Here is a 19965-nt window from a genome sequence, read left to right as displayed (position 1 = left end):
CTTAATTTGTGGCGGTCATCTCACCCGGCAGCGCGGCACTGGCCGTCTGGCCTGCACCGCTTTGCGGCGCTGACTGAAGCGGATGGGCTTCAAAATATTTACGCAGACCGTTATAAATCGCTTCGGCAATCTGCTGCTGGTAACTGTCGCTTCCCAGCAGGCGCTCTTCACCGTTGTTGCTGATAAAGCCCGTTTCCACGAGGATCGATGGAATATCCGGCGAACGCAGAACACCCAGGCTCGCATGCTCCGGACGGCGCTTGTGCAATGCCCCGATGCCCTGTAGCTGGTTCAGTACGTTAGTCGCGACATCATACCCGACGCGCTGGGAATGACCGAACTGTAAATCCAGCACCGCCTGGCTGAGATACGGGTCAGACTGGCTATTAGCCAGCACATCACCCGCACCGCCTAACAGTTCAGACTGTTTCTCATGCTCTTCAAGCCAGTTTGCCATTTCACTGTTGGCGCGACGGTTCGACAGCACCCAAACAGAGGCGCCGGTCGCGCTACGATTCGGCGCGGCATCCGCATGAATGGAGACCAGGAAGTTTGCGTTTTGCTTACGCGCCACGTCCGAGCGTCCCATGACGGAGATAAAATAGTCGCCGTCGCGAGTGAGCACGCCTTTAAACATCGGATCGTCGTTTAACAGCGTCCTGAGCTTGCGGGCTACCGCGATTGTCACGTTTTTCTCCCGCGTACCCCCTGGACCAATTGCGCCCGGATCCTGCCCGCCGTGACCTGCATCGATGGCGATGATCACTTTGTCACCGCTGACCGCCGCACGTCGTGCGCTGGTCGCCGGACGCGTCACCGTATTACTGCTGGTTGCCGCTGTGATGCGATCGTTTTGCGACTTAAACGGATTACGGGCAGGTTCAGACGGACGCGGGGTATACACAGGTTCTTCCACGCGCTTCGCCACCACCGGTGCAGGCGGTGGCGGTGGCGGCGGTGCGTCGGCATTGATGGTAAAGACCACCGTATAGTTCGCCCCGTTTTGCTGCTTCACCGCCTTCGTTTTGCCCTTTTCGGTCAGATCCACAACCAGGCGTAACGACTGGCTATCCTGCGGCGTTCCCGAACGGATACTTTTCACCAGGTTGTTACCGCTGAACCGCAGCGGTAATCCCTGGATTACGCCCGTTTGTTTGATATCCAGCGCCACGCTGTGGCTGTCTGGCTGAGAAAACGCATATTCAGGGTCGCCCATAAAGCTGAACGTAATCCGAGCCTGGCTTTCGCCGTTCGACACCTGAATATCTGAGAGGCTCGCCGCCCCGGCCTGCGCGCACAGCAGCACCGTGGCAGCCAACAACCAACCTTTAACGCGATTTTTCATCCCGTCATCCCTACGCTTAACCGGCCAGTCGCGCCAGTAAGGAACTGCCTGATGAGGAAACAGCACTGATGCGTGCCTCACGCCCTTGTGCCTGGTAATCTAAGTGAATTTCGACATCCGGGTCAGGCAGCACACCCGCACCTTGTTGCGGCCACTCCACCAGGCAAATGGCGTCGTTGGCAAAATAATCACGGATCCCCATAAATTCCAGCTCCTCAGGATCCGCAAGGCGGTATAAATCGAAGTGGTACACCATGAGATTTTCAAGGGTGTACGGTTCTACCAGCGTGTAGGTTGGGCTTTTCACATTCCCGTTATGGCCTAACGCCTGCAAAAAACCCCGGCTGAAGGTGGTTTTCCCCGCACCTAAATCACCATAAAGATAAATGACGGTTGCCCCCTGACAGGCCTGCGCCACGCGCTTGCCGAGATCTAAAGTGGCTTGTTCATCAGGTAAAGGAATCGCTCGATTAGTCATTTTCTACGTCAATCACATCCGGGTTAACAACACGCCGTAGCGTGCAAAAAAGATCGGTGGCCAGCATACCGCGCGTACCATAGCGTGCAGCAAGCTGGTCAGCCGCTGCGCCGTGGGCCACACAGCCCGCACAGGCTGCATCATAAAGGGGAAGTTTCTGTCCGAGCAATGCGCCAATGATGCCAGACAACACATCACCCATGCCCCCGCTCGCCATGCCTGCATTTCCGGCATCAATAATACCCAGCGCATCCTCGCTGGCGATAACGGTTCCCGCCCCTTTTAAAACAGCAACACCTCCGTAACGTTTTACCAGACGCTGGGCAGAAAGTAAGCGATCGCTTTCAATTTCTGCCACGCTGCAGTTAAGCAGCCGCGCGGCCTCGCCGGGGTGTGGCGTCAGGATGCGATTGTGACGCTTATCCGGGTTTATTGCCAGAAGGTTAAGCGCGTCGGCATCCCACAGCATCGGTTTACGAAAATTCTCGACCTTTTGCAGGGCTTGTTTACCCCATGCCTGCTGCCCAAGCCCGGGGCCAATCACCACAACATCGGCCCATTCGAGGCTCTCTTCCAGCGTCTGCGGCGTGAGTTCATGCACCATTAGCTCCGGTCGGGCGGTAACGATCGGGATGATATTGTCACTACGCGTTAACACCCGCACTAAACCGGCACCGCAGCGCAGAGCCGCCTCGCCGGTCATGCGGATAGCGCCCGCCGTGCCGTGGTCACCCCCGACTATCACCAGCCTGCCGTGATCGCCCTTATGGGACGTTGGACGGCGCGGCGGCAGCCATCCGGTCAACTGTGAGGCGTCATATCGTGAAACTTGCGTATCCTGTCCCGCCAGCCAGCGTTCAAGCCCCAGCGCGTTGTGATGCAGTTTCCCCACCACATCCCGCGCTTTTCCGGTTAGCAGACCCGGTTTCAGGGCAATAAAGGTGACAGTATGTGACGCCTGAATCACCGACCCCGGCGTCGCACCGGTTTGCGCGAGCAATCCAGAGGGGATGTCCAGCGCCACCACCGGTGCGGGATGCGCGTTAGCACGCTCAATCAGCGCGGCAATGTTGTCGCGGGGCGCGCGCATCAGACCGGTGCCCAGCAGACCATCAACGACCAGATCCACATCTTCCGGCCAGAGGATATCTGACGCATGAATCACACCGCCTGCGTTCAGCCAGGCCTCTCGCGCCGCACTGGCTTCTTCCGGCAGCGGATGTTCGCTCTCAAGGGCCAGTAACGTGACGCGAAGACCTGCCGCCACGGCCAGACGGGCGACGACATAGCCATCGCCGCCGTTATTACCGTGCCCACATAAAACGAGCCAGTGAGAAGCATGCGGGTACGTGCGGCGGGCAACGTTAAACGCCGCCTCACCCGCGCGTAGCATCAGTTCGTAAAGGGTAATGCCGAGACTATCTGCAGCCTCTTTTTCGGCGCGTCGGAGGTCATCCGCATGCCAGATGGAATGTGGTATACTTGCGGGGTTTTTCTTCACCGTATGGTCCGTCATGTCACAGCCCCTCGATCTCAATCAGTTAGCGCAAAATATAAAACAGTGGGGTGCTGAGCTTGGCTTTCAGAAGGTGGGCATCACCGACACCGACCTCTCCGCCAGCGAGCCCAAACTGCAGGCGTGGCTGGACAAACAGTACCACGGCGAAATGGAGTGGATGGCGCGTCATGGCATGATGCGCGCTCGTCCACACGAGCTGTTGCCGGGCACATTACGCGTCATCAGCGTGCGCATGAACTACCTGCCCGCCAATGCGGCCTTTGCGCGCACGCTCAAAAATCCCTCTTTGGGTTACGTCAGCCGGTATGCTCTGGGGCGTGACTACCATAAGCTTCTGCGCAACCGTTTAAAAAAACTGGGGGAAATGATTCAGCAGCACTGTGTTTCGCTGAATTTTAGACCCTTTGTGGATTCCGCGCCTATTCTTGAGCGTCCGATTGCTGAAAAAGCGGGGCTTGGCTGGACAGGTAAGCACTCACTTATCCTTAGCCGCGACGCCGGTTCGTTCTTTTTCCTGGGTGAACTGCTGATAGATTTACCGCTGCCGGTAGACGGCCCGGTAGAGGAAGGCTGCGGCCGGTGTGTAGCCTGCATGACCATCTGCCCGACAGGCGCTATTGTCGAGCCTTATACGGTTGACGCACGCCGCTGCATCTCCTATCTCACTATCGAACTGGAAGGGGCCATTCCTGAGGAATTTCGACCGCTTATCGGCAACCGGATCTACGGTTGTGACGACTGCCAGTTGATCTGCCCGTGGAACCGCTATTCGCAGCTCACGGACGAAGAGGATTTCAGCCCGCGTAAGGCGCTGCATGCACCACCGCTTATTGAGCTGTTCGCCTGGACAGAAGCCTGGTTCCTGAAAGTGACGGAAGGTTCGGCCATTCGCCGTATCGGTCATTTGCGTTGGCTGCGAAATGTTGCCGTTGCGCTGGGCAATGCCCCGTGGGATGAAGCGAATATTCAGGCACTCGAAAGCCGTAGAGGTGAGCACCCACTTCTCGATGAACACATAGAGTGGGCGGTTGCACAGCAAATTGAGAAGCGAAATGCCTGCGTGGTCGAAGTGCAGTTACCTAAGAAACAGCGGCTGGTAAGGGTGATTGAAAAAGGGCTAAAGCGGGATGCCTGAACTATTCACAGCCTGTGTATAAAATTACAAACTCAGGCGCCATCAGGGCTGGCTAAGAGGTCAAGTGATCTCACTAACATTTTTAAATGATATTTTCTTTTTATAAATCAGAATATTATAAAGATACTATTCACCCTGCGAAGCGTTTGGCACTAACAGATCAGCGGCAGGTTCTGTGGATAACTCTGTTTACAAGAGTATTTCAGATGAAATAGAAAACGTCCCCAAGGGAGCATTCCGCTGTGGATAATTTGAATATCAAGAAGAATTTGGAGCGGGAAACGAGACTCGAACTCGCGACCCCGACCTTGGCAAGGTCGTGCTCTACCAACTGAGCTATTCCCGCTTGGGTGTTCTGGTGCTGTGCGTATCTTGCGATACTTTCAAATTTTGGAGCGGGAAACGAGACTCGAACTCGCGACCCCGACCTTGGCAAGGTCGTGCTCTACCAACTGAGCTATTCCCGCTTGGGTGTTCTGGTGCTGGCGTATCTTGCGATACTTTCAAATTTTGGAGCGGGAAACGAGACTCGAACTCGCGACCCCGACCTTGGCAAGGTCGTGCTCTACCAACTGAGCTATTCCCGCAAATCTATACTGCTTTTGTTGCTGTCGTAACGTGTAATTCTCTGTCGTTACGGGAGGCGCATTATACGAGAAATCCTTTTAGCTGCAACCCCCCTTAAAGCGATTTTTTTGAAAATCCGTTCAAATGCTTAATTAATCGGCAAGCTGAACAATTTAACGACAAAAACCCGGCCACGCAAGGCGCCGGGTCGCAAAATCACAGCTTTATAAAGTTTTCGCGGTAGTACGCCAGCTCCGCAACCGACTCGCGAATGTCGTCCATCGCCTGGTGTGTTCCCTGCTTTTTAAAGCCGTCGAGAATTTCCGGTTTCCAGCGACGCGCCAGCTCTTTCAGGGTGCTGACATCCAGATAGCGGTAGTGGAAATACGATTCCAGCTCCGGCATGTACTTAAACAGGAAGCGACGATCCTGACCAATGCTGTTACCGCAGATAGGCGATTTGCCCGCCGGAACCCACTGTTTCAGGAATTCAATGGTTGCCAGCTCTGCTTCGCGGTCGCCCTGGGTACTGGCCTTCACGCGCTCGACCAGCCCGCTGCCGGTATGGGTACGCACGTTCCATTCATCCATCAGCGCGAGTTGATCGTCAGACTGATGTACCGCGATGGTTGGCCCTTCCGCCAGAATATTCAGGTTGGCATCGGTGACCAGCGTTGCAATTTCAATAATGCGATCGCGCTCGGGATCCAGCCCGGTCATTTCAAGATCGATCCAAATCAGGTTGTTTTCATCCGCGCTCATGTTATTTTCCACCCTTCTCGCATAACCGGCAGTAGCAGGTTAACTAGTATTAATTAGAGTGTATCATAGAGGTTTTGCCCCTTACGGGCGACCAGGAGCCAGCGCGATTGAGTAAAAATAAACTCTCCAAAGGGCAGCAGCGCCGCGTAAACGCCAACCACCAGCGCCGTCTTAAAACCACTTCGGAGAAGCCGGATTACGACGACAACCTGTTTGGTGAAGCGACAGAGGGCGTCGTGATTAGCCGTTTTGGTATGCATGCTGATGTGGAATCCGCCGACGGGGATATCCACCGTTGCAATATCCGTCGCACTATCCGTTCACTGGTAACCGGCGATCGCGTTGTCTGGCGTCCGGGTAAAGAAGCCGCTGAAGGGGTGACGGTTAAGGGCATCGTTGAAGCCGTGCATGAACGCACGTCGGTGCTGACCCGTCCTGATTTCTACGACGGTGTTAAACCCATTGCCGCCAATATTAACCAGATCGTCATCGTTTCGGCGATTTTGCCTGAGCTTTCGCTCAATATTATCGACCGTTATCTTGTCGCCTGCGAAACGCTGCAGGTTGAACCGATCATCGTGCTGAACAAGATCGATCTGCTGGATGACGACGGCATGGCCTTCGTGAATGAGCAGATGGATATCTATCGCAAGATCGGTTATCGCGTGCTGATGGTCTCCAGCCACACCAAAGATGGCCTGAAGCCGTTAGAAGAAGCGCTGACTGACCGAATCAGTATCTTTGCGGGTCAATCTGGCGTAGGTAAATCGAGCCTGCTGAACAACCTTCTCGGCCTCCAGCAAGAGATTCTGACCAACGATGTCTCAAACGTTTCGGGTCTGGGCCAGCACACCACCACCGCCTCGCGTCTGTATCACTTCCCGCACGGTGGCGACGTGATTGACTCGCCGGGCGTACGTGAGTTTGGCCTGTGGCACCTTGAGCCGGAACAAATCTTCAACGGGTTTGTCGAATTCCATGACTATTTAGGCGCTTGCAAATATCGCGACTGTAAGCACGACAACGACCCTGGCTGCGCTATCCGCGAGGCGGTAGAGAACGGCGAGATTGCGGAAACTCGCTTCGAAAACTATCACCGCATTCTTGAGAGCATGGAAGACGTAAAAACGCGTAAAAACTTTTCTGATTCTGATAACTGACAACTAAGCTAAGCATCGCTAAAATCGTCCCCTTTTTTTCAGGTTCCGGCGCTTTTCCGCCGGATCAGGAACGACAAAACAATGGCCTGGAGGCTACCTTGTTAAACTCATTCAAACTTTCGCTTCAATACATTCTGCCAAAACTGTGGCTCACTCGCCTGGCGGGCTGGGGCGCGAGCAAACGAGCGGGCTGGCTGACCAAACTGGTCATCGACCTGTTCGTGAAATACTACAAGGTCGACATGAAAGAGGCGCAGAAACCGGACACCGCCAGCTATCGCACGTTTAACGAATTCTTCGTGCGCCCGTTGCGCGATGAAGTGCGCCCGTTAAATACCGACCCTAACGTGCTGGTGATGCCTGCGGACGGTGTGATCAGCCAGCTCGGTAAGATTGAAGACGACAAAATTCTGCAGGCCAAAGGCCATAACTACACCCTTGAGGCGCTGCTCGCAGGTAACTACCTGATGGCAGATCTGTTCCGTAACGGTTCCTTCGCGACCACCTACCTGTCGCCGCGCGACTATCACCGCGTACACATGCCGTGTAACGGTATCCTGCGTGAAATGATTTACGTGCCGGGGGATCTGTTCTCTGTGAACCACCTGACCGCACAGAACGTTCCGAACCTGTTCGCCCGTAACGAGCGCGTCATCTGCCTGTTTGATACTGAATTTGGCCCAATGGCACAGATTCTGGTGGGTGCTACCATTGTAGGCAGTATCGAAACCGTCTGGGCGGGCACCATCACCCCGCCACGCGAAGGCGTGATCAAGCGCTGGACCTGGCCTGCCGGTGAAGCGGAAGGCTCTGTGGCCCTGCTGAAAGGTCAGGAGATGGGTCGCTTTAAGCTGGGCTCTACAGTGATCAACCTGTTTGCACCGGGTAAAGTGAACCTGGTTGAACAGCTGGAAAGCCTGTCGGTGACCAAACTGGGCCAACCGCTGGCGGTGTCTACCGAAACCTTCATCACGCCGGACGCAGAGCCTGCGCCGCTGCCTGAAGAAGAGGTCAATGCCGAGCATGACGCCAGCCCGCTGGTTGACGACAAAAAAGACGAAGGCTAACAACAGAAGGATCGCTGACGTGCGCCCGATTATCGTTCTACTGATGGCCTGGTGCCTCAGCATGGGGGCGTACGCAGCGACAGCCCCCGACGCCAAACAGATAACCCAGGAACTGGAGCAGGCAAAAGCGGCGAAACCCGCTCAGCCAGAGACCGTCGAGTCGCTCCAGTCTGCCCTGAACGCGCTTGAGGAACGAAAAGGCTCCCTTGAGCGCGCTCAGCAATATCAGCAGGTTATCGACAACTTCCCCAAACTCTCTCAAACGCTGCGCTCGCAGCTTAATAACCTGCGTGATGAACCGCGCGAGGTTCCTGTGGGCTTAACGTCGGATGCGCTAAACCAGGAGATCCTCCAGGTAAGCAGTCAGCTTCTGGAAAAGAGCCGCCAGGCGCAGCAGGAACAAGAGCGCGCACGTGAAATCGCCGACTCGCTCAGCCAGCTGCCACAGCAGCAGACCGATGCCCGCCGTCAGTTGAACGAGGTCGAGCGTCGCGTCGGCACGCAAGCCGGTAATACGCCACAGAGCCAGGCGCAAAATCTTGGGCTACAGGCGGAATCCGCCAGGCTCAAAGCGCTGGTTGATGAGCTGGAGCTGGCGCAGCTTTCTGCCAACAACCGCCAGGAACTGTCGCGCATGCGCGCTGAACTGGCGCAGAAGCAGAGCCAGCAGCTGGACGCGTATCTGCAGAGCCTGCGCAACCAGTTAAATAGCCAGCGCCAGCGCGAAGCCGAACGCGCGCTGGAAAGTACAGAACTCCTCGCGGAAAACAGCGCAAATCTGCCTGTCGGCATCGTCGATCAGTTCAAGGTTAACCGCGAGCTTTCAGCCGCGCTGAACCAGCAGGCGCAGCGTATGGATTTGGTTGCGTCGCAGCAGCGACAGGCGACCAATCAAACGCTGCAGGTACGTCAGGCGCTTAACACCCTGCGTGAGCAGTCCCAGTGGCTGGGGTCCTCCAACCTGTTGGGTGAAGCCTTACGCGCCCAGGTTGCCCGCCTGCCGGAAATGCCAAAGCCGCAGCAGCTTGATACCGAGATGGCGCAGCTGCGCGTCCAGCGCCTGCATTTTGAAGACCTCCTCAATAAGCAGCCGCAAATCCGCCAGATCCGTCAGGCCGATGGACAACCGCTTACCGGTGAGCAGAACCGCATCCTTGAAGCCCAGCTGCGCACCCAGCGTGAGCTGCTGAACTCTCTGCTGCAGGGCGGCGATACGCTGATCCTTGAGCTAACCAAGCTGAAAGTGTCGAACAGCCAGCTGGAAGATGCGCTGAAAGAGGTCAACGAGGCGACGCACCGTTATCTCTTCTGGACGTCGGACGTGCGGCCAATGACCTTCTCGTGGCCAATCGAGATTGTGCAGGATCTGCGCCGCTTGATTTCGCTGGATACCTTCAGCCAGCTGGGCCAGGCCAGCGTGATGATGATTACCAGTAAGGAGACCATCTTCCCGCTGCTGGGCGCGCTGATTCTGGTGGGCTTCAGTATCTACTCCCGCAGGCACTTTACGCGCTTCCTCGAACGTTCCAGTGCGCGCGTCGGAAAAGTGACGCAGGATCACTTCTGGCTGACGCTGCGTACCGTATTCTGGTCGATTCTTGTTGCTTCACCGCTACCGGTGCTGTGGATGACGCTGGGATACGGCCTGCGCGAGGCCTGGCCCTATCCGCTTGCGGTGGCGATTGGCGATGGCGTCACCGCCACCGTGCCGCTGCTGTGGGTAGTGATGATTTGCGCCACCTTCGCGCGTCCAAACGGTCTGTTTGTCGCCCACTTTGGCTGGCCGCGCAGCCGCGTCGCGCGCGGCATGCGTTACTACCTGATGAGCATCGGCCTGATCGTGCCACTAATCATGGCGCTGATCATGTTCGATAACCTCAATGACCGTGAATTCTCCGGTTCGCTGGGCCGTCTCTGCTTTATCCTCATCTGCGGCGCGCTGGCAATGGTGAAACTCAGCCTTAAACGCGCCGGCATTCCGCTGTATCTCGATAAGACGGGCAGCGGCGATAACATGCTCAACCGCATGCTGTGGAACCTGATGCTCTCCGCGCCTTTAGTGGCCATTCTGGCCGCAGCCGTGGGGTATCTGGCGACCGCGCAGGCGCTGCTGGCACGTCTTGAAACCTCCGTCGCCATCTGGTTCCTGCTGCTGGTGGTCTACCATGTCATCCGCCGCGGAATGCTGATCCAGCGTCGTCGTCTGGCGTTTGACCGTGCCAAGCATCGCCGCGCCGAAATTCTGGCCCAGCGCGCACGCGGTGAAGAAGAGCCAAACCACGTCAACAGTACAGAAGGGACAACGGATGCCGACGATGTCGAAATCGATCTGGATACCATCAGTACCCAGTCATTGCGGCTGGTGCGCTCCCTCCTGATGCTGGTTGCCCTTCTGTCGGTGATCTTCCTGTGGTCGGAAATTCATTCCGCGTTTGGCTTCCTGGAGAACATCTCTCTGTGGGACGTGACGTCCACGGTACAGGGTGTTGAAAGTCTGGAGCCGATCACCTTAGGCGCGGTGCTGATTGCCATTCTGGTGCTGATCATCACCACCCAACTGGTGCGTAACTTCCCGGCACTGCTGGAGCTGGCGCTGCTGCAGCATCTGGATTTAACCCCCGGCACGGGCTACGCCATTACCACCATCACCAAGTATCTGATCATGCTGTTTGGTGGGCTGGTGGGTTTCTCAATGATTGGTATTGAGTGGTCAAAACTGCAGTGGCTGGTCGCCGCCCTGACCGTGGGTCTGGGCTTTGGCCTGCAGGAGATTTTTGCCAACTTCGTTTCCGGTCTGATCATTCTGTTTGAGAAGCCGATCCGTATTGGCGATACGGTGACCATCCGCGATTTGACCGGTAGCGTCACGAAGATCAATACGCGCGCCACCACGATCAGCGACTGGGATCGAAAAGAGATCATCGTCCCGAACAAGGCGTTTATCACCGAGCAGTTTATCAACTGGTCGCTGTCAGACTCCGTCACCCGAGTGGTGCTGACCGTACCGGCACCGTCTGACGCCAACAGCGAAGAGGTGACGCAGATCCTCTACACCGCAGCAGAGCGCTGCTCGCTGGTGATTGATAACCCGGCACCGGAGGTATTCCTTGTGGATTTACAGCAGGGTATTCAGATTTTCGAGCTGCGCATCTACGCCGCCGAGATGGGGCACCGTATGCCGTTGCGCCATGAGATCCACCAGCTGATTCTGGCTGGCTTCCGCGAGCATGGAATTGATATGCCGTTCCCACCGTTCCAGATGCGTCTGGAAAGCCTCGGCGGGAATAAAACGTCAAGAACGCTGTCATCAGCAGGGCGCAAACGCCCGGCGGGAAGTTTGTAATACTCGCCCCTCCCTGTGGGGAGGGGTGTTTCACCCCTACGCGACTTCCGCGACGTACGCCACCGAGCGACGACGATAGTTCTCATAAATCCCCATCGCCAGCAGCGAGAAGAAGATCGGACCGCCAACCATCCACAGCGCGCTGTTCCAGTCATTTGCCTCAATGATGGGCTGGATCACGGTGAATATGTTGGCAAACGCCACCACCAAAACGACCACCGTGGTTGCCAGCAGCGTTGTTGCGCGGGTTTTGAAAATTACGAACGGACGTTCCAGCCCCTGCTTCGCCTTAAAGAACGGGAACGCGAGCGTCAGGAACAGATACGGTAGCGTCATTGAAACGTTCGCCATCAGAGTCAGCTTGTTGTAAAACGCTGACGCAGTGTCACCACCAAACGACACCAGCAGAATGAACACGCATACCAGCAGACACTGCATCCACATGGCGTTAGCGGGCATGCCGGTTGTATTCAACTGCGTCATGCGCGCTGGCCACAGCGCTTTTGGCGTGCCCTGAATAATGGCTTTCAGCGGAGAGTAAATCAGCGTGAAGAACGCGCCCGTATACGCAAGGAACATCGACAGCCCGGTGATGCGCGCAAACCAAACGCCCATCGTAGCCGCCGCGTCCGGCGTCAGGTTCATCGCCTGCCCCAGCGTCATGCCCAGACTTTTCATCAGAACATAGGTGATGTTCCCGAGGTTCGTGGTGTTGTTGCTCAGCACCTGCTGCCAGTTAGTGCTGACGCCCCAGAGGAAAATCGCCAGCGAATAGCCAATCGAGATGACGATGGCGGCAAAAATAATGCCTTTGGCAAAGTTCTTTTCCGGGTTCTCGGTCTTATCGACCAGGCCGCCTACGGCTTCAATACCGCCGTAAGCAAAGATGGCAAAGACCACGAAGGAGAGCATGGCGAGGCCGGACTGATAGCTCGGGTTAGGGGATGAAACAAAATTCACCTCCTGCGCGAAATGGCCGCCGTTCAGACACAGAATGGCGATACTGACCACCAGCAGCACCAGGTTCAACCCCATGACCGAAATACCGCCCACAGCGGTAATCCGGGCTATTTTGTTGATGCCTTTAGACGCCACCAGCGTTACAACAACCATCCAGCAGACCGCCAGAATACCCACCACCTGCGTAGAGCTGAGGCCCGCCAGCGACCAGACCTGGGTTTTATCGGCTCCGAACACAAACGTCGAGAACGGAACCCACACTTTCGCGGCCGTACTGACCATCCAGACGACGTAAGAGGAGAACCACATAAACGTGCCGATAAACGCATAGCGCGGACCAACGCTGTTGTTCATCCACGAATAGATCCCGCCCTCTTCTTTGCGATAGGCCGATCCCATTTCCGCCATCATCAGCGCAAAGGGAATGAAGAAGAATAGCGCAGAGACGATATAAAACGGCGTCGCGCTGTAACCCATCAGGTAGAAGGCCGACGGACTGTTGGCAAAACCAAAGACCGAGGTAAATATCATCAGGATGAGCCCGGTGAGGGTCATCTTTTTGAGTGAGTGAGACATATAACCATCCGAAGGAGAATTAAGCTGCGCGGATGGTAGCAGATGACCAGACAGAAATTGTGGCTATGCGAGGCAAACTAAGAAAAAGACCCGTGTATAGAGAAATTGGCAGTTTTTAATGTTGTTGTGCGGAAATGGAAAGGTTAATTGACAGGAATGGTAGCCGGGTGAGCGCAGCACCACCCGGCACTTTATCAGGCGCGATCGACCGTAAAGGCAATCACATCGCCAAGCTGCTCTGCGCCCAGCGCCAGCATCACCAGACGGTCAACGCCCAGTGCCACACCAGAACAATCCGGCAGGCCAGCTTTTAACGCCTCCAGCAGGTTGGTATCAATCGGCTGCTGCGGCAGACCGCGCGCTGCACGCTTGCGGTTATCCTGCTCAAAACGCTGCTGCTGTTCGCGCGCGTCAGTCAGCTCGTGGAAACCGTTCGCCAGCTCAATACCTTTATAATAAACCTCAAAACGCTCCGCCACGCGGTGGTCTTCGGTGCTGATCTGCGCCAGCGAAGCCTGACTTGCGGGGAAATGATAAACAAACGTCGGACGATCCTTGCCAATCTGCGGTTCCACGCCAAAGGTGAAAAGCAGTTGCAGCAGCGTATCGCGATCTTCCTCGGTATCCGCCACATTGCTCAGATCCAGTTTTGCAGCCACTTCACGCAACTGGGCTTTATCCGCTGAAAGAGGATCGATTTCCAGACAACGCTGGAACGCCTGCTGATAGGAGAGCGTCTCCGCTTCTGAACAGTCCAGAACCTGCTGCAGCAGATCGTCCACCTCATTCATCAGGCGATACATATCATAATGCGGGCGGTACCACTCCAGCATGGTGAATTCCGGGTTGTGGTGACGACCCATCTCTTCATTACGGAAGCTGCGGCACAGCTGATACACCGGACCACATCCCGCCGCCAGCAGGCGCTTCATGTGGTATTCCGGGCTGGTCATCAGATACAGATTCATACCCTGAGAATGGCCTGGGCCAACAAAACGGGTTTCAAACGGCACCAGATGAATATCCGTTACCGTTGCCTGACTCATGCACGGCGTTTCCACCTCCAGGACGCCGCGGTCAGCAAAGAAGCGGCGGATCTCCGCCATTACTGCTGCGCGTTTTAACAGGTTTGGGATGGATGCGCTCGGCTGCCAGGTGGCCGTTTCGCTCATGAGTCATTCTCCGATTTCAGACAAGGGCACGAAGTCTACTCGTAAGCCGGGGCGGAGACAAATTTTGCGCGGTAAAAGCGCCTTTTTCATAACGAAGAAAAATAACGTAACGGAATTCATCAATAACGATGATAAATCACCGCACTGAACAGCAAAAAAATCGAACACGTCAAATTTCCCTCACATCCATACGGTTATACTGTTTTACCCATAAAGGAGCAGTGGAATCGCTTTCGCAATTTCCCGTTCGGACAGGTGAGCTACCTTTAGTTCAACGCGTTGCGGAAAAACAAAAATCTGGAGGAATGTCGTGCAAACTTTTCAAGCCGATCTTGCCGTAATAGGCGCTGGCGGAGCGGGATTACGCGCTGCAATTGCTGCAGCACAAGCTAATCCCAACGCTAAAATCGCACTGATTTCAAAAGTCTATCCTATGCGTAGCCACACGGTTGCTGCAGAAGGAGGATCCGCCGCTGTTGCGCAGGATCATGACAGCTTCGAATACCATTTCCACGACACGGTTGCAGGGGGCGACTGGCTTTGCGAGCAGGATGTCGTTGACTACTTCGTGCACCACTGTCCTACGGAAATGACCCAGCTTGAGCAGTGGGGATGTCCGTGGAGTCGCCGTCCGGACGGCAGCGTCAACGTTCGCCGCTTCGGCGGAATGAAGATTGAACGCACCTGGTTCGCCGCCGATAAGACCGGCTTCCATATGTTACACACCCTGTTCCAGACCTCCCTTCAGTTCCCGCAAATTCAACGCTTTGATGAACATTTCGTTCTCGACATTCTGGTCGATGACGGCGAGGCGCGCGGCCTGGTGGCGATGAACATGATGGAAGGCACGCTTGTCCAGATCCGCGCGAAAGCCGTGGTAATGGCAACAGGCGGTGCGGGTCGCGTTTATCGCTACAATACCAACGGCGGCATCGTCACCGGCGACGGGATGGGCATGGCGCTCAGCCACGGCGTGCCGCTGCGCGATATGGAGTTCGTGCAGTATCACCCAACCGGTCTGCCGGGCTCCGGCATTCTGATGACGGAAGGCTGCCGCGGTGAAGGCGGTATTCTGGTCAACAAAAACGGCTACCGCTATCTGCAGGATTACGGCATGGGCCCGGAAACCCCGCTCGGCGAGCCGAAGAACAAATACATGGAACTCGGCCCGCGCGACAAAGTGTCTCAGGCCTTCTGGCACGAGTGGCGCAAAGGCAACACCATCTCCACGCCGCGCGGCGATGTGGTCTATCTCGACCTGCGCCACCTCGGCGAGAAGAAACTGCTGGAGCGTCTGCCGTTCATCTGCGAGCTGGCAAAAGCCTACGTAGGCGTTGACCCGGTGAAAGAACCGATTCCGGTGCGTCCAACCGCGCACTACACCATGGGCGGTATCGAAACCGATCAGCAGTGCGAAACCCGCGTCAAAGGGCTCTTCGCCGTGGGCGAGTGTTCCTCCGTGGGCCTGCACGGTGCGAACCGTCTGGGATCGAACTCGCTGGCAGAGCTGGTCGTCTTTGGCCGCATGGCAGGCGAACGCGCAATGGAGCGGGCGGCTACTGCAGGTGAAGCCAACGGTGCCGCTCTGGACGCTCAGGTCGCAGACGTTGAAAAACGTCTGAAAGATCTGGTGAATCAGGAAGGTAACGAGAACTGGTCTACGATCCGCGATGAAATGGGCCTGTCGATGGAAGAAGGCTGCGGTATCTACCGTACGCCAGAGCTGATGCAGAAAACCGTCGACAAGCTGGCAGAGCTGCAGGAACGCTTCAAGCGCGTGCGCATCACCGATACCTCCAGCGTGTTCAATACCGACCTGCTCTATACCATCGAACTGGGCCACGGTCTGAACGTCGCGGAATGTATGGCGCACTCCGCGCTGGCGCGTAAAGAATCGCGCGGCGCGCACCAGCGCCTTGATGAAGGCTGTACCGAACGTGATGACGTCAACTTCCTGAAACATACCCTCGCCTGGCGCGATGCGGATGGCACTACCCGTCTGGACTACAGCGACGTGAAAATCACCACGCTGCCACCGGCGAAGCGCGTTTACGGTGCAGAAGCAGAAGACGCCGAGAAGAAGGAGAAGGCGAATGGCTGAGATGCAAAAACTGAAAGTTGAAGTGGTGCGCTACAACCCGGAAGTGGACGCCGCACCGCACAGCGCTTTCTATGAAGTCCCTTATGACGAGCAAACCTCCCTGCTGGATGCGCTCGGCTATATCAAAGACAACCTGGCACCAGACCTGAGCTATCGCTGGTCCTGCCGCATGGCGATCTGCGGCTCCTGCGGCATGATGGTTAACAAGGTACCGAAGCTGGCCTGTAAAACCTTCCTGCGCGAGTACACCAAAGGCATCAAGGTTGAAGCCCTGGGCAACTTCCCGATTGAGCGCGATCTGGTGGTCGATATGACCCACTTTATCGAAAGCCTGGAAGCCATTAAGCCGTATATCATTGGCAATCCGCGCACGCCCGACCAGGGGCCAAACACCCAGACGCCAGCCCAGATGGCGAAGTACCATCAGTTCTCCGGCTGCATCAACTGCGGTCTGTGCTACGCCGCCTGTCCACAGTTTGGCCTGAACAAGGAGTTCATTGGCCCGGCCGCCATTACCCTGGCGCACCGCTATAACGAGGACAGCCGCGACCACGGCAAAAAAGAACGCATGGCGCAGCTAAACAGCCAGAACGGCGTCTGGAGCTGTACCTTTGTGGGCTACTGCTCCGAAGTCTGTCCGAAGCACGTCGACCCGGCAGCCGCTATTCAGCAGGGTAAAGTGGAAAGCTCGAAAGACTTTCTTATCGCTACCCTGAAACCACGCTAAGGAGTGCATGATGACGACTAAACGCAAAGCCTATGTGCGGCCAATGCCGTCCACCTGGTGGAAAAACCTGCCGTTTTATCGCTTCTATATGCTGCGTGAAGGCACGGCGGTACCTGCGGTCTGGTTCAGCCTTGAGCTGATGTACGGGGTTTTCGCCCTCAAACACGGTCCGGAAACCTGGTCCAGCTTTGTCGGTTTCCTGCAAAACCCGATCATCGTTGTGCTGAACCTGATCGTGCTCGCGGCCGCGCTGCTTCATACCAAAACCTGGTTTGAACTGGCGCCAAAAGCGGCGAACATCATCGTTAAAGGCGAAAAAACGGGGCCAGAGCCGGTGATTAAAGGGCTCTGGGCAGTGACAATTCTGGTCACTGTGGTCATTCTGTTTGTCGCACTGTTCTGGTAAGGAGACTCCTGTGATCAATCCAAATCCAAAACGCTCTGACGAGCCGGTCTTCTGGGGCCTGTTCGGTGCAGGCGGCATGTGGAGCGCCATCATCGCGCCGGTCATTATCCTGCTGGTCGGCATTATGCTGCCGCTGGGGCTGTTCCCGGGCGATGCGCTGAGCTACGAACGCGTACTGGCGTTCGCGAGCAGCTTTATCGGCCGCGTGTTCCTCTTCCTGATGATCGTCCTGCCGCTGTGGTGTGGTCTGCACCGTATTCACCATGCGATGCATGACCTGAAAATCCATGTCCCGAGCGGTAAATGGGTATTCTACGGTCTGGCGACCATCCTGACCGTGGTGACGCTGATTGCGGTAGTCACCATCTGACGCTTCTGGCCCGCCATCCGGCGGGCCTGTTATTTCTGCATTTTTCCCACCAGCCACTGCGCAAACTCACGCATTGCGGGGGTTTCTGCCCGCGACTGGAGTCGCGTCAGCCAGTAACTGCCCAGGTCAATCTGCGTCGCAAACGGCTGCACGATACGCTCGCTGTTCAGCAAATGGCTAAACATATCAACAGGCGCGATGGCAATTCCCACGCCCGCCTGAGCCGCCTCAAGCATGGTCACAGACGAATCAAACACCATCACCCGGTGCGTCGGTGAAGGAGGATGCTCACCCGCCGCCTGCATCCAGGCAGCCCATTCGTCGCGTCGGTAAGAGCGCAGCAGGGTAAATTTCAGGATATCTGCCGGGTTTTTTAGCACAGAGGCGATATCCGGCGTGCAAAGCGGAGCCAGCGGCGCAGGGCAAAGAAACTGCGCCTCGGTACCATGCCACGCGCCTCCACCATAGCGGATGGTGTAATCCAGTCCTTCGGCGGCAGGATCGACACGGTTGTTATGCGTGGAAAGCTGCAGATCAATGTGCGGATAGCAGCGACGAAAATCCTCCAGCTGCGGAAAGAGCAACCCCGTCGCAAAGGTACCCACCACGCCGATCTTCAGCTTCTCCATGGCAAGATGGTGAGTAAAGCGATCGAGCAGACCGGCGATACGATCGAACGAATCGTTCAGCACCGGCAGTAAATTCTCGCCTTCCGTGGTCAACGTCAGCCCACGGGAAACGCGAACGAACAGCTGGCAGTGCAGGTGCTGCTCCAGCGCCTTCACGTGTTGGCTAATGGCGGAATGGGTCACATTGAGTTCAATGGCGGCATGCGTAAAACTAAGATGCCTGGCGGCCGCTTCGAAAGCACGAAGCGAGTTAAGAGGAAGATAGCTTCGCGTCATCTGTCGTTCCGTTAGAAAAATTAACAGCTAATGCTAAATTTAACCGTTTGTCAGCCACAGTCAAATCCCACAGACTACGCTCGTCTGATGGGCCCGGACACTTCCCTGAACCGTGATTATGGAAGATAACTGATGATCAAAAAATCCCTTTGCTGCGCCCTGCTGCTCGGCGTGTCATGTTCCAGCATTGCTGCGTCGATGACAGAAAAACAGCTGGCTGACGTGGTGGAAAAAAGCATTACCCTCCTGATGAAAGCGCAGTCCATTCCGGGCATGGCGGTTGCCGTGATCTACCAGGGCCAGCCGCACTATTTTACTTTTGGTAAAGCCGATGTTGCAGCGAACAAACCTGTTACCCCACAAACCCTGTTCGAACTAGGTTCTATCAGTAAAACTTTCACCGGCGTATTGGGCGGCGATGCCATTGCCCGCGGTGAAATATCGCTGGGCGATCCGGTGACCAAATACTGGCCTGAACTGACGGGCAAGCAGTGGCAGGGGATTCGCATGCTGGATCTGGCGACCTATACCGCGGGAGGGTTACCGCTCCAGGTGCCGGATGAGGTGACAGACAGCGCGTCGCTGCAGCGCTTTTACCAGACATGGCAGCCGCAGTGGAAACCTGGCACCACGCGATTGTATGCGAACGCCAGCATCGGTCTGTTTGGCGCACTGGCGGTTAAACCTTCCGGCATGGGCTTTGAACAGGCCATGACGACGCGGGTCTTTAAACCGCTCGGGCTCGACCATACGTGGATCAACGTTCCGAAAGCAGAAGAGGCACATTACGCCTGGGGATACCGTGACGGTAAAGCGGTCCAAGTGTCACCGGGGATGCTGGATGCCGAAGCCTACGGCGTGAAAACCAACGTGCAGGATATGGCGAGCTGGGTGGTGGCCAATATGGCTCCGGATAACGTTCAGGACGCATCGCTGAAGCAAGGCATTACGCTGGCGCAGTCGCGCTACTGGCGCGTGGGGGCCATGTATCAGGGATTAGGCTGGGAAATGCTTAACTGGCCGGTCGATGCCAAAACCGTGGTTGAAGGTAGCGACAACAAGGTCGCGCTGGCCCCCCTGCCTGCGAGAGAAGTGAATCCTCCGGCACCTCCGGTAAAAGCCTCATGGGTGCACAAAACCGGCTCCACCGGCGGATTCGGCAGCTATGTGGCCTTTATCCCGGAGAAGCAGCTTGGCATCGTGATGCTGGCGAACAAGAGCTATCCGAACCCGGCACGCGTTGAGGCGGCATACCGTATCCTCGACGCGCTGCAGTAAAACATTGCCGGGTGGCGCTAACGCTTACCCGGCCAACAAAATCCACGGTATGACGCCGCACAAAAGCCACATTTTCCTTGCTGTCATCTACACT

At 56.2% G+C, this 19965-nt stretch carries 16 protein-coding genes and 3 tRNA genes; 9 read left to right on the top strand and 10 right to left on the bottom strand.

Going from position 1 to position 19965, the window contains the following annotated elements; all coding sequences use genetic code 11:
• Window position 1: 1 nt before the first annotated feature.
• From amiB to nnr, 3 genes are read right to left on the bottom strand one after another with little or no spacing between them, the layout of a single operon-like run.
• A complete protein-coding gene (amiB, locus tag HV355_RS20480) occupies window positions 2-1345 on the bottom strand; it encodes an N-acetylmuramoyl-L-alanine amidase AmiB (RefSeq protein ID WP_182403215.1) in 1344 nt (447 codons plus the stop codon).
• Between the two features lie 16 nt (window positions 1346-1361).
• Window positions 1362-1823, bottom strand: a complete 462-nt coding sequence (gene tsaE / locus HV355_RS20475) for a tRNA (adenosine(37)-N6)-threonylcarbamoyltransferase complex ATPase subunit type 1 TsaE (protein ID WP_008502923.1) — start codon at window positions 1821-1823, stop codon at window positions 1362-1364.
• Complete coding sequence (gene nnr / locus HV355_RS20470; RefSeq protein WP_182403213.1) at window positions 1816-3339, bottom strand: bifunctional ADP-dependent NAD(P)H-hydrate dehydratase/NAD(P)H-hydrate epimerase; 1524 nt, start codon at window positions 3337-3339, stop codon at window positions 1816-1818. The genes tsaE and nnr overlap by 8 nt, the downstream gene beginning before the upstream one ends.
• Here nnr and queG point away from each other — a divergent pair.
• On the top strand, window positions 3338-4477 hold the full coding sequence (gene queG, locus HV355_RS20465) for a tRNA epoxyqueuosine(34) reductase QueG (protein WP_182403211.1): 1140 nt from the start codon (window positions 3338-3340) through the stop codon (window positions 4475-4477). The genes nnr and queG overlap by 2 nt on opposite strands.
• 270 nt (window positions 4478-4747) lie before the next feature.
• Here queG and HV355_RS20460 read toward each other — a convergent pair.
• From HV355_RS20460 to orn, 4 genes are all read right to left on the bottom strand, one after another.
• Window positions 4748-4823: transfer RNA gene (locus tag HV355_RS20460), tRNA-Gly, on the bottom strand.
• A gap of 45 nt (window positions 4824-4868) precedes the next feature.
• Window positions 4869-4944: transfer RNA gene (locus HV355_RS20455), tRNA-Gly, on the bottom strand.
• A 44-nt stretch (window positions 4945-4988) separates the two neighbouring features.
• Window positions 4989-5064, bottom strand: a tRNA-Gly gene (locus HV355_RS20450).
• A gap of 196 nt (window positions 5065-5260) precedes the next feature.
• On the bottom strand, window positions 5261-5806 hold the full coding sequence (gene orn, locus HV355_RS20445) for an oligoribonuclease (protein ID WP_089600925.1): 546 nt from the start codon (window positions 5804-5806) through the stop codon (window positions 5261-5263).
• 107 nt (window positions 5807-5913) lie between these two features.
• Between orn and rsgA the strand changes: the two genes are divergently transcribed.
• The 3 genes from rsgA (at window position 5914) to mscM (ending at window position 11376) form a co-directional block, all read left to right on the top strand.
• Entirely contained in the window at window positions 5914-6966 is a 1053-nt protein-coding gene (gene rsgA / locus HV355_RS20440; RefSeq protein ID WP_010427739.1) for a small ribosomal subunit biogenesis GTPase RsgA, read from the top strand.
• A 98-nt stretch (window positions 6967-7064) separates the two neighbouring features.
• A complete protein-coding gene (asd, locus tag HV355_RS20435; protein WP_182403209.1) occupies window positions 7065-8033 on the top strand; it encodes an archaetidylserine decarboxylase in 969 nt (322 codons plus the stop codon).
• A gap of 19 nt (window positions 8034-8052) precedes the next feature.
• Window positions 8053-11376, top strand: coding sequence for a miniconductance mechanosensitive channel MscM (gene mscM, locus HV355_RS20430; protein ID WP_148400396.1), 3324 nt, complete (start codon window positions 8053-8055; stop codon window positions 11374-11376).
• A 36-nt stretch (window positions 11377-11412) separates the two neighbouring features.
• On the opposite strand, the gene yjeM is transcribed toward mscM, so the two are convergent.
• Both yjeM and epmA read right to left on the bottom strand, forming a co-directional pair.
• A complete protein-coding gene (gene yjeM, locus HV355_RS20425) occupies window positions 11413-12912 on the bottom strand; it encodes a glutamate/gamma-aminobutyrate family transporter YjeM (RefSeq protein WP_108417901.1) in 1500 nt (499 codons plus the stop codon).
• Window positions 12913-13106: 194 nt separating this feature from the next.
• On the bottom strand, window positions 13107-14084 hold the full coding sequence (gene epmA / locus HV355_RS20420; protein ID WP_010427746.1) for an elongation factor P--(R)-beta-lysine ligase: 978 nt from the start codon (window positions 14082-14084) through the stop codon (window positions 13107-13109).
• A 310-nt stretch (window positions 14085-14394) separates the two neighbouring features.
• Between epmA and frdA the strand changes: the two genes are divergently transcribed.
• From frdA to frdD, 4 genes are read left to right on the top strand one after another with little or no spacing between them, the layout of a single operon-like run.
• On the top strand, window positions 14395-16185 hold the full coding sequence (gene frdA / locus HV355_RS20415; protein WP_182403207.1) for a fumarate reductase (quinol) flavoprotein subunit: 1791 nt from the start codon (window positions 14395-14397) through the stop codon (window positions 16183-16185).
• On the top strand, window positions 16178-16912 hold the full coding sequence (locus HV355_RS20410) for a succinate dehydrogenase/fumarate reductase iron-sulfur subunit (RefSeq protein ID WP_014068601.1): 735 nt from the start codon (window positions 16178-16180) through the stop codon (window positions 16910-16912). The genes frdA and HV355_RS20410 overlap by 8 nt, the downstream gene beginning before the upstream one ends.
• 10 nt (window positions 16913-16922) lie before the next feature.
• Window positions 16923-17318 carry a fumarate reductase subunit FrdC gene (frdC, locus tag HV355_RS20405; RefSeq protein ID WP_182403339.1) on the top strand — a complete coding sequence of 132 codons (396 nt, stop codon included), beginning with the start codon at window positions 16923-16925 and terminating at the stop codon, window positions 17316-17318.
• A 10-nt stretch (window positions 17319-17328) separates the two neighbouring features.
• Window positions 17329-17688: a fumarate reductase subunit FrdD gene (gene frdD, locus HV355_RS20400; protein WP_042715376.1), complete on the top strand. Its 360-nt coding sequence runs from the start codon at window positions 17329-17331 to the stop codon at window positions 17686-17688.
• 29 nt (window positions 17689-17717) lie between these two features.
• Here the strand turns inward: frdD and ampR are convergent, their stop codons facing one another.
• A complete protein-coding gene (ampR, locus tag HV355_RS20395) occupies window positions 17718-18593 on the bottom strand; it encodes a LysR family transcriptional regulator AmpR (protein ID WP_010427754.1) in 876 nt (291 codons plus the stop codon).
• A 132-nt stretch (window positions 18594-18725) separates the two neighbouring features.
• On the opposite strand from ampR, the gene blaACT reads away from it, so the two are divergent.
• Window positions 18726-19871: an ACT family cephalosporin-hydrolyzing class C beta-lactamase gene (gene blaACT, locus HV355_RS20390; RefSeq protein ID WP_182403205.1), complete on the top strand. Its 1146-nt coding sequence runs from the start codon at window positions 18726-18728 to the stop codon at window positions 19869-19871.
• Window positions 19872-19965 lie beyond the last annotated feature (94 nt).

The organism is Enterobacter sp. RHBSTW-01064, from assembly GCF_014103035.1.
Taxonomy (GTDB): domain Bacteria; phylum Pseudomonadota; class Gammaproteobacteria; order Enterobacterales; family Enterobacteriaceae; genus Enterobacter; species Enterobacter mori.
The sequence above is the reverse complement of the archived record's forward strand: the minus strand, read 5'-3'. Positions and strand labels throughout refer to the sequence as shown.

Excerpts from the sequence above, each read along its gene's own strand:
- amiB (WP_182403215.1), bottom strand. The coding sequence starts at position 1,345 with ATGAAAAATCGCGTTAAAGGTTGGTTGTTGGCTGCCACGGTGCTGCTG.
- tsaE (WP_008502923.1), bottom strand. The coding sequence starts at position 1,823 with ATGACTAATCGAGCGATTCCTTTACCTGATGAACAAGCCACTTTAGAT.
- queG (WP_182403211.1), top strand. The coding sequence starts at position 3,338 with ATGTCACAGCCCCTCGATCTCAATCAGTTAGCGCAAAATATAAAACAG.
- nnr (WP_182403213.1), bottom strand. The coding sequence starts at position 3,339 with ATGACGGACCATACGGTGAAGAAAAACCCCGCAAGTATACCACATTCC.
- orn (WP_089600925.1), bottom strand. The coding sequence starts at position 5,806 with ATGAGCGCGGATGAAAACAACCTGATTTGGATCGATCTTGAAATGACC.
- yjeM (WP_108417901.1), bottom strand. The coding sequence starts at position 12,912 with ATGTCTCACTCACTCAAAAAGATGACCCTCACCGGGCTCATCCTGATG.
- epmA (WP_010427746.1), bottom strand. The coding sequence starts at position 14,084 with ATGAGCGAAACGGCCACCTGGCAGCCGAGCGCATCCATCCCAAACCTG.
- HV355_RS20410 (WP_014068601.1), top strand. The coding sequence starts at position 16,178 with ATGGCTGAGATGCAAAAACTGAAAGTTGAAGTGGTGCGCTACAACCCG.
- frdC (WP_182403339.1), top strand. The coding sequence starts at position 16,923 with ATGACGACTAAACGCAAAGCCTATGTGCGGCCAATGCCGTCCACCTGG.
- ampR (WP_010427754.1), bottom strand. The coding sequence starts at position 18,593 with ATGACGCGAAGCTATCTTCCTCTTAACTCGCTTCGTGCTTTCGAAGCG.
- blaACT (WP_182403205.1), top strand. The coding sequence starts at position 18,726 with ATGATCAAAAAATCCCTTTGCTGCGCCCTGCTGCTCGGCGTGTCATGT.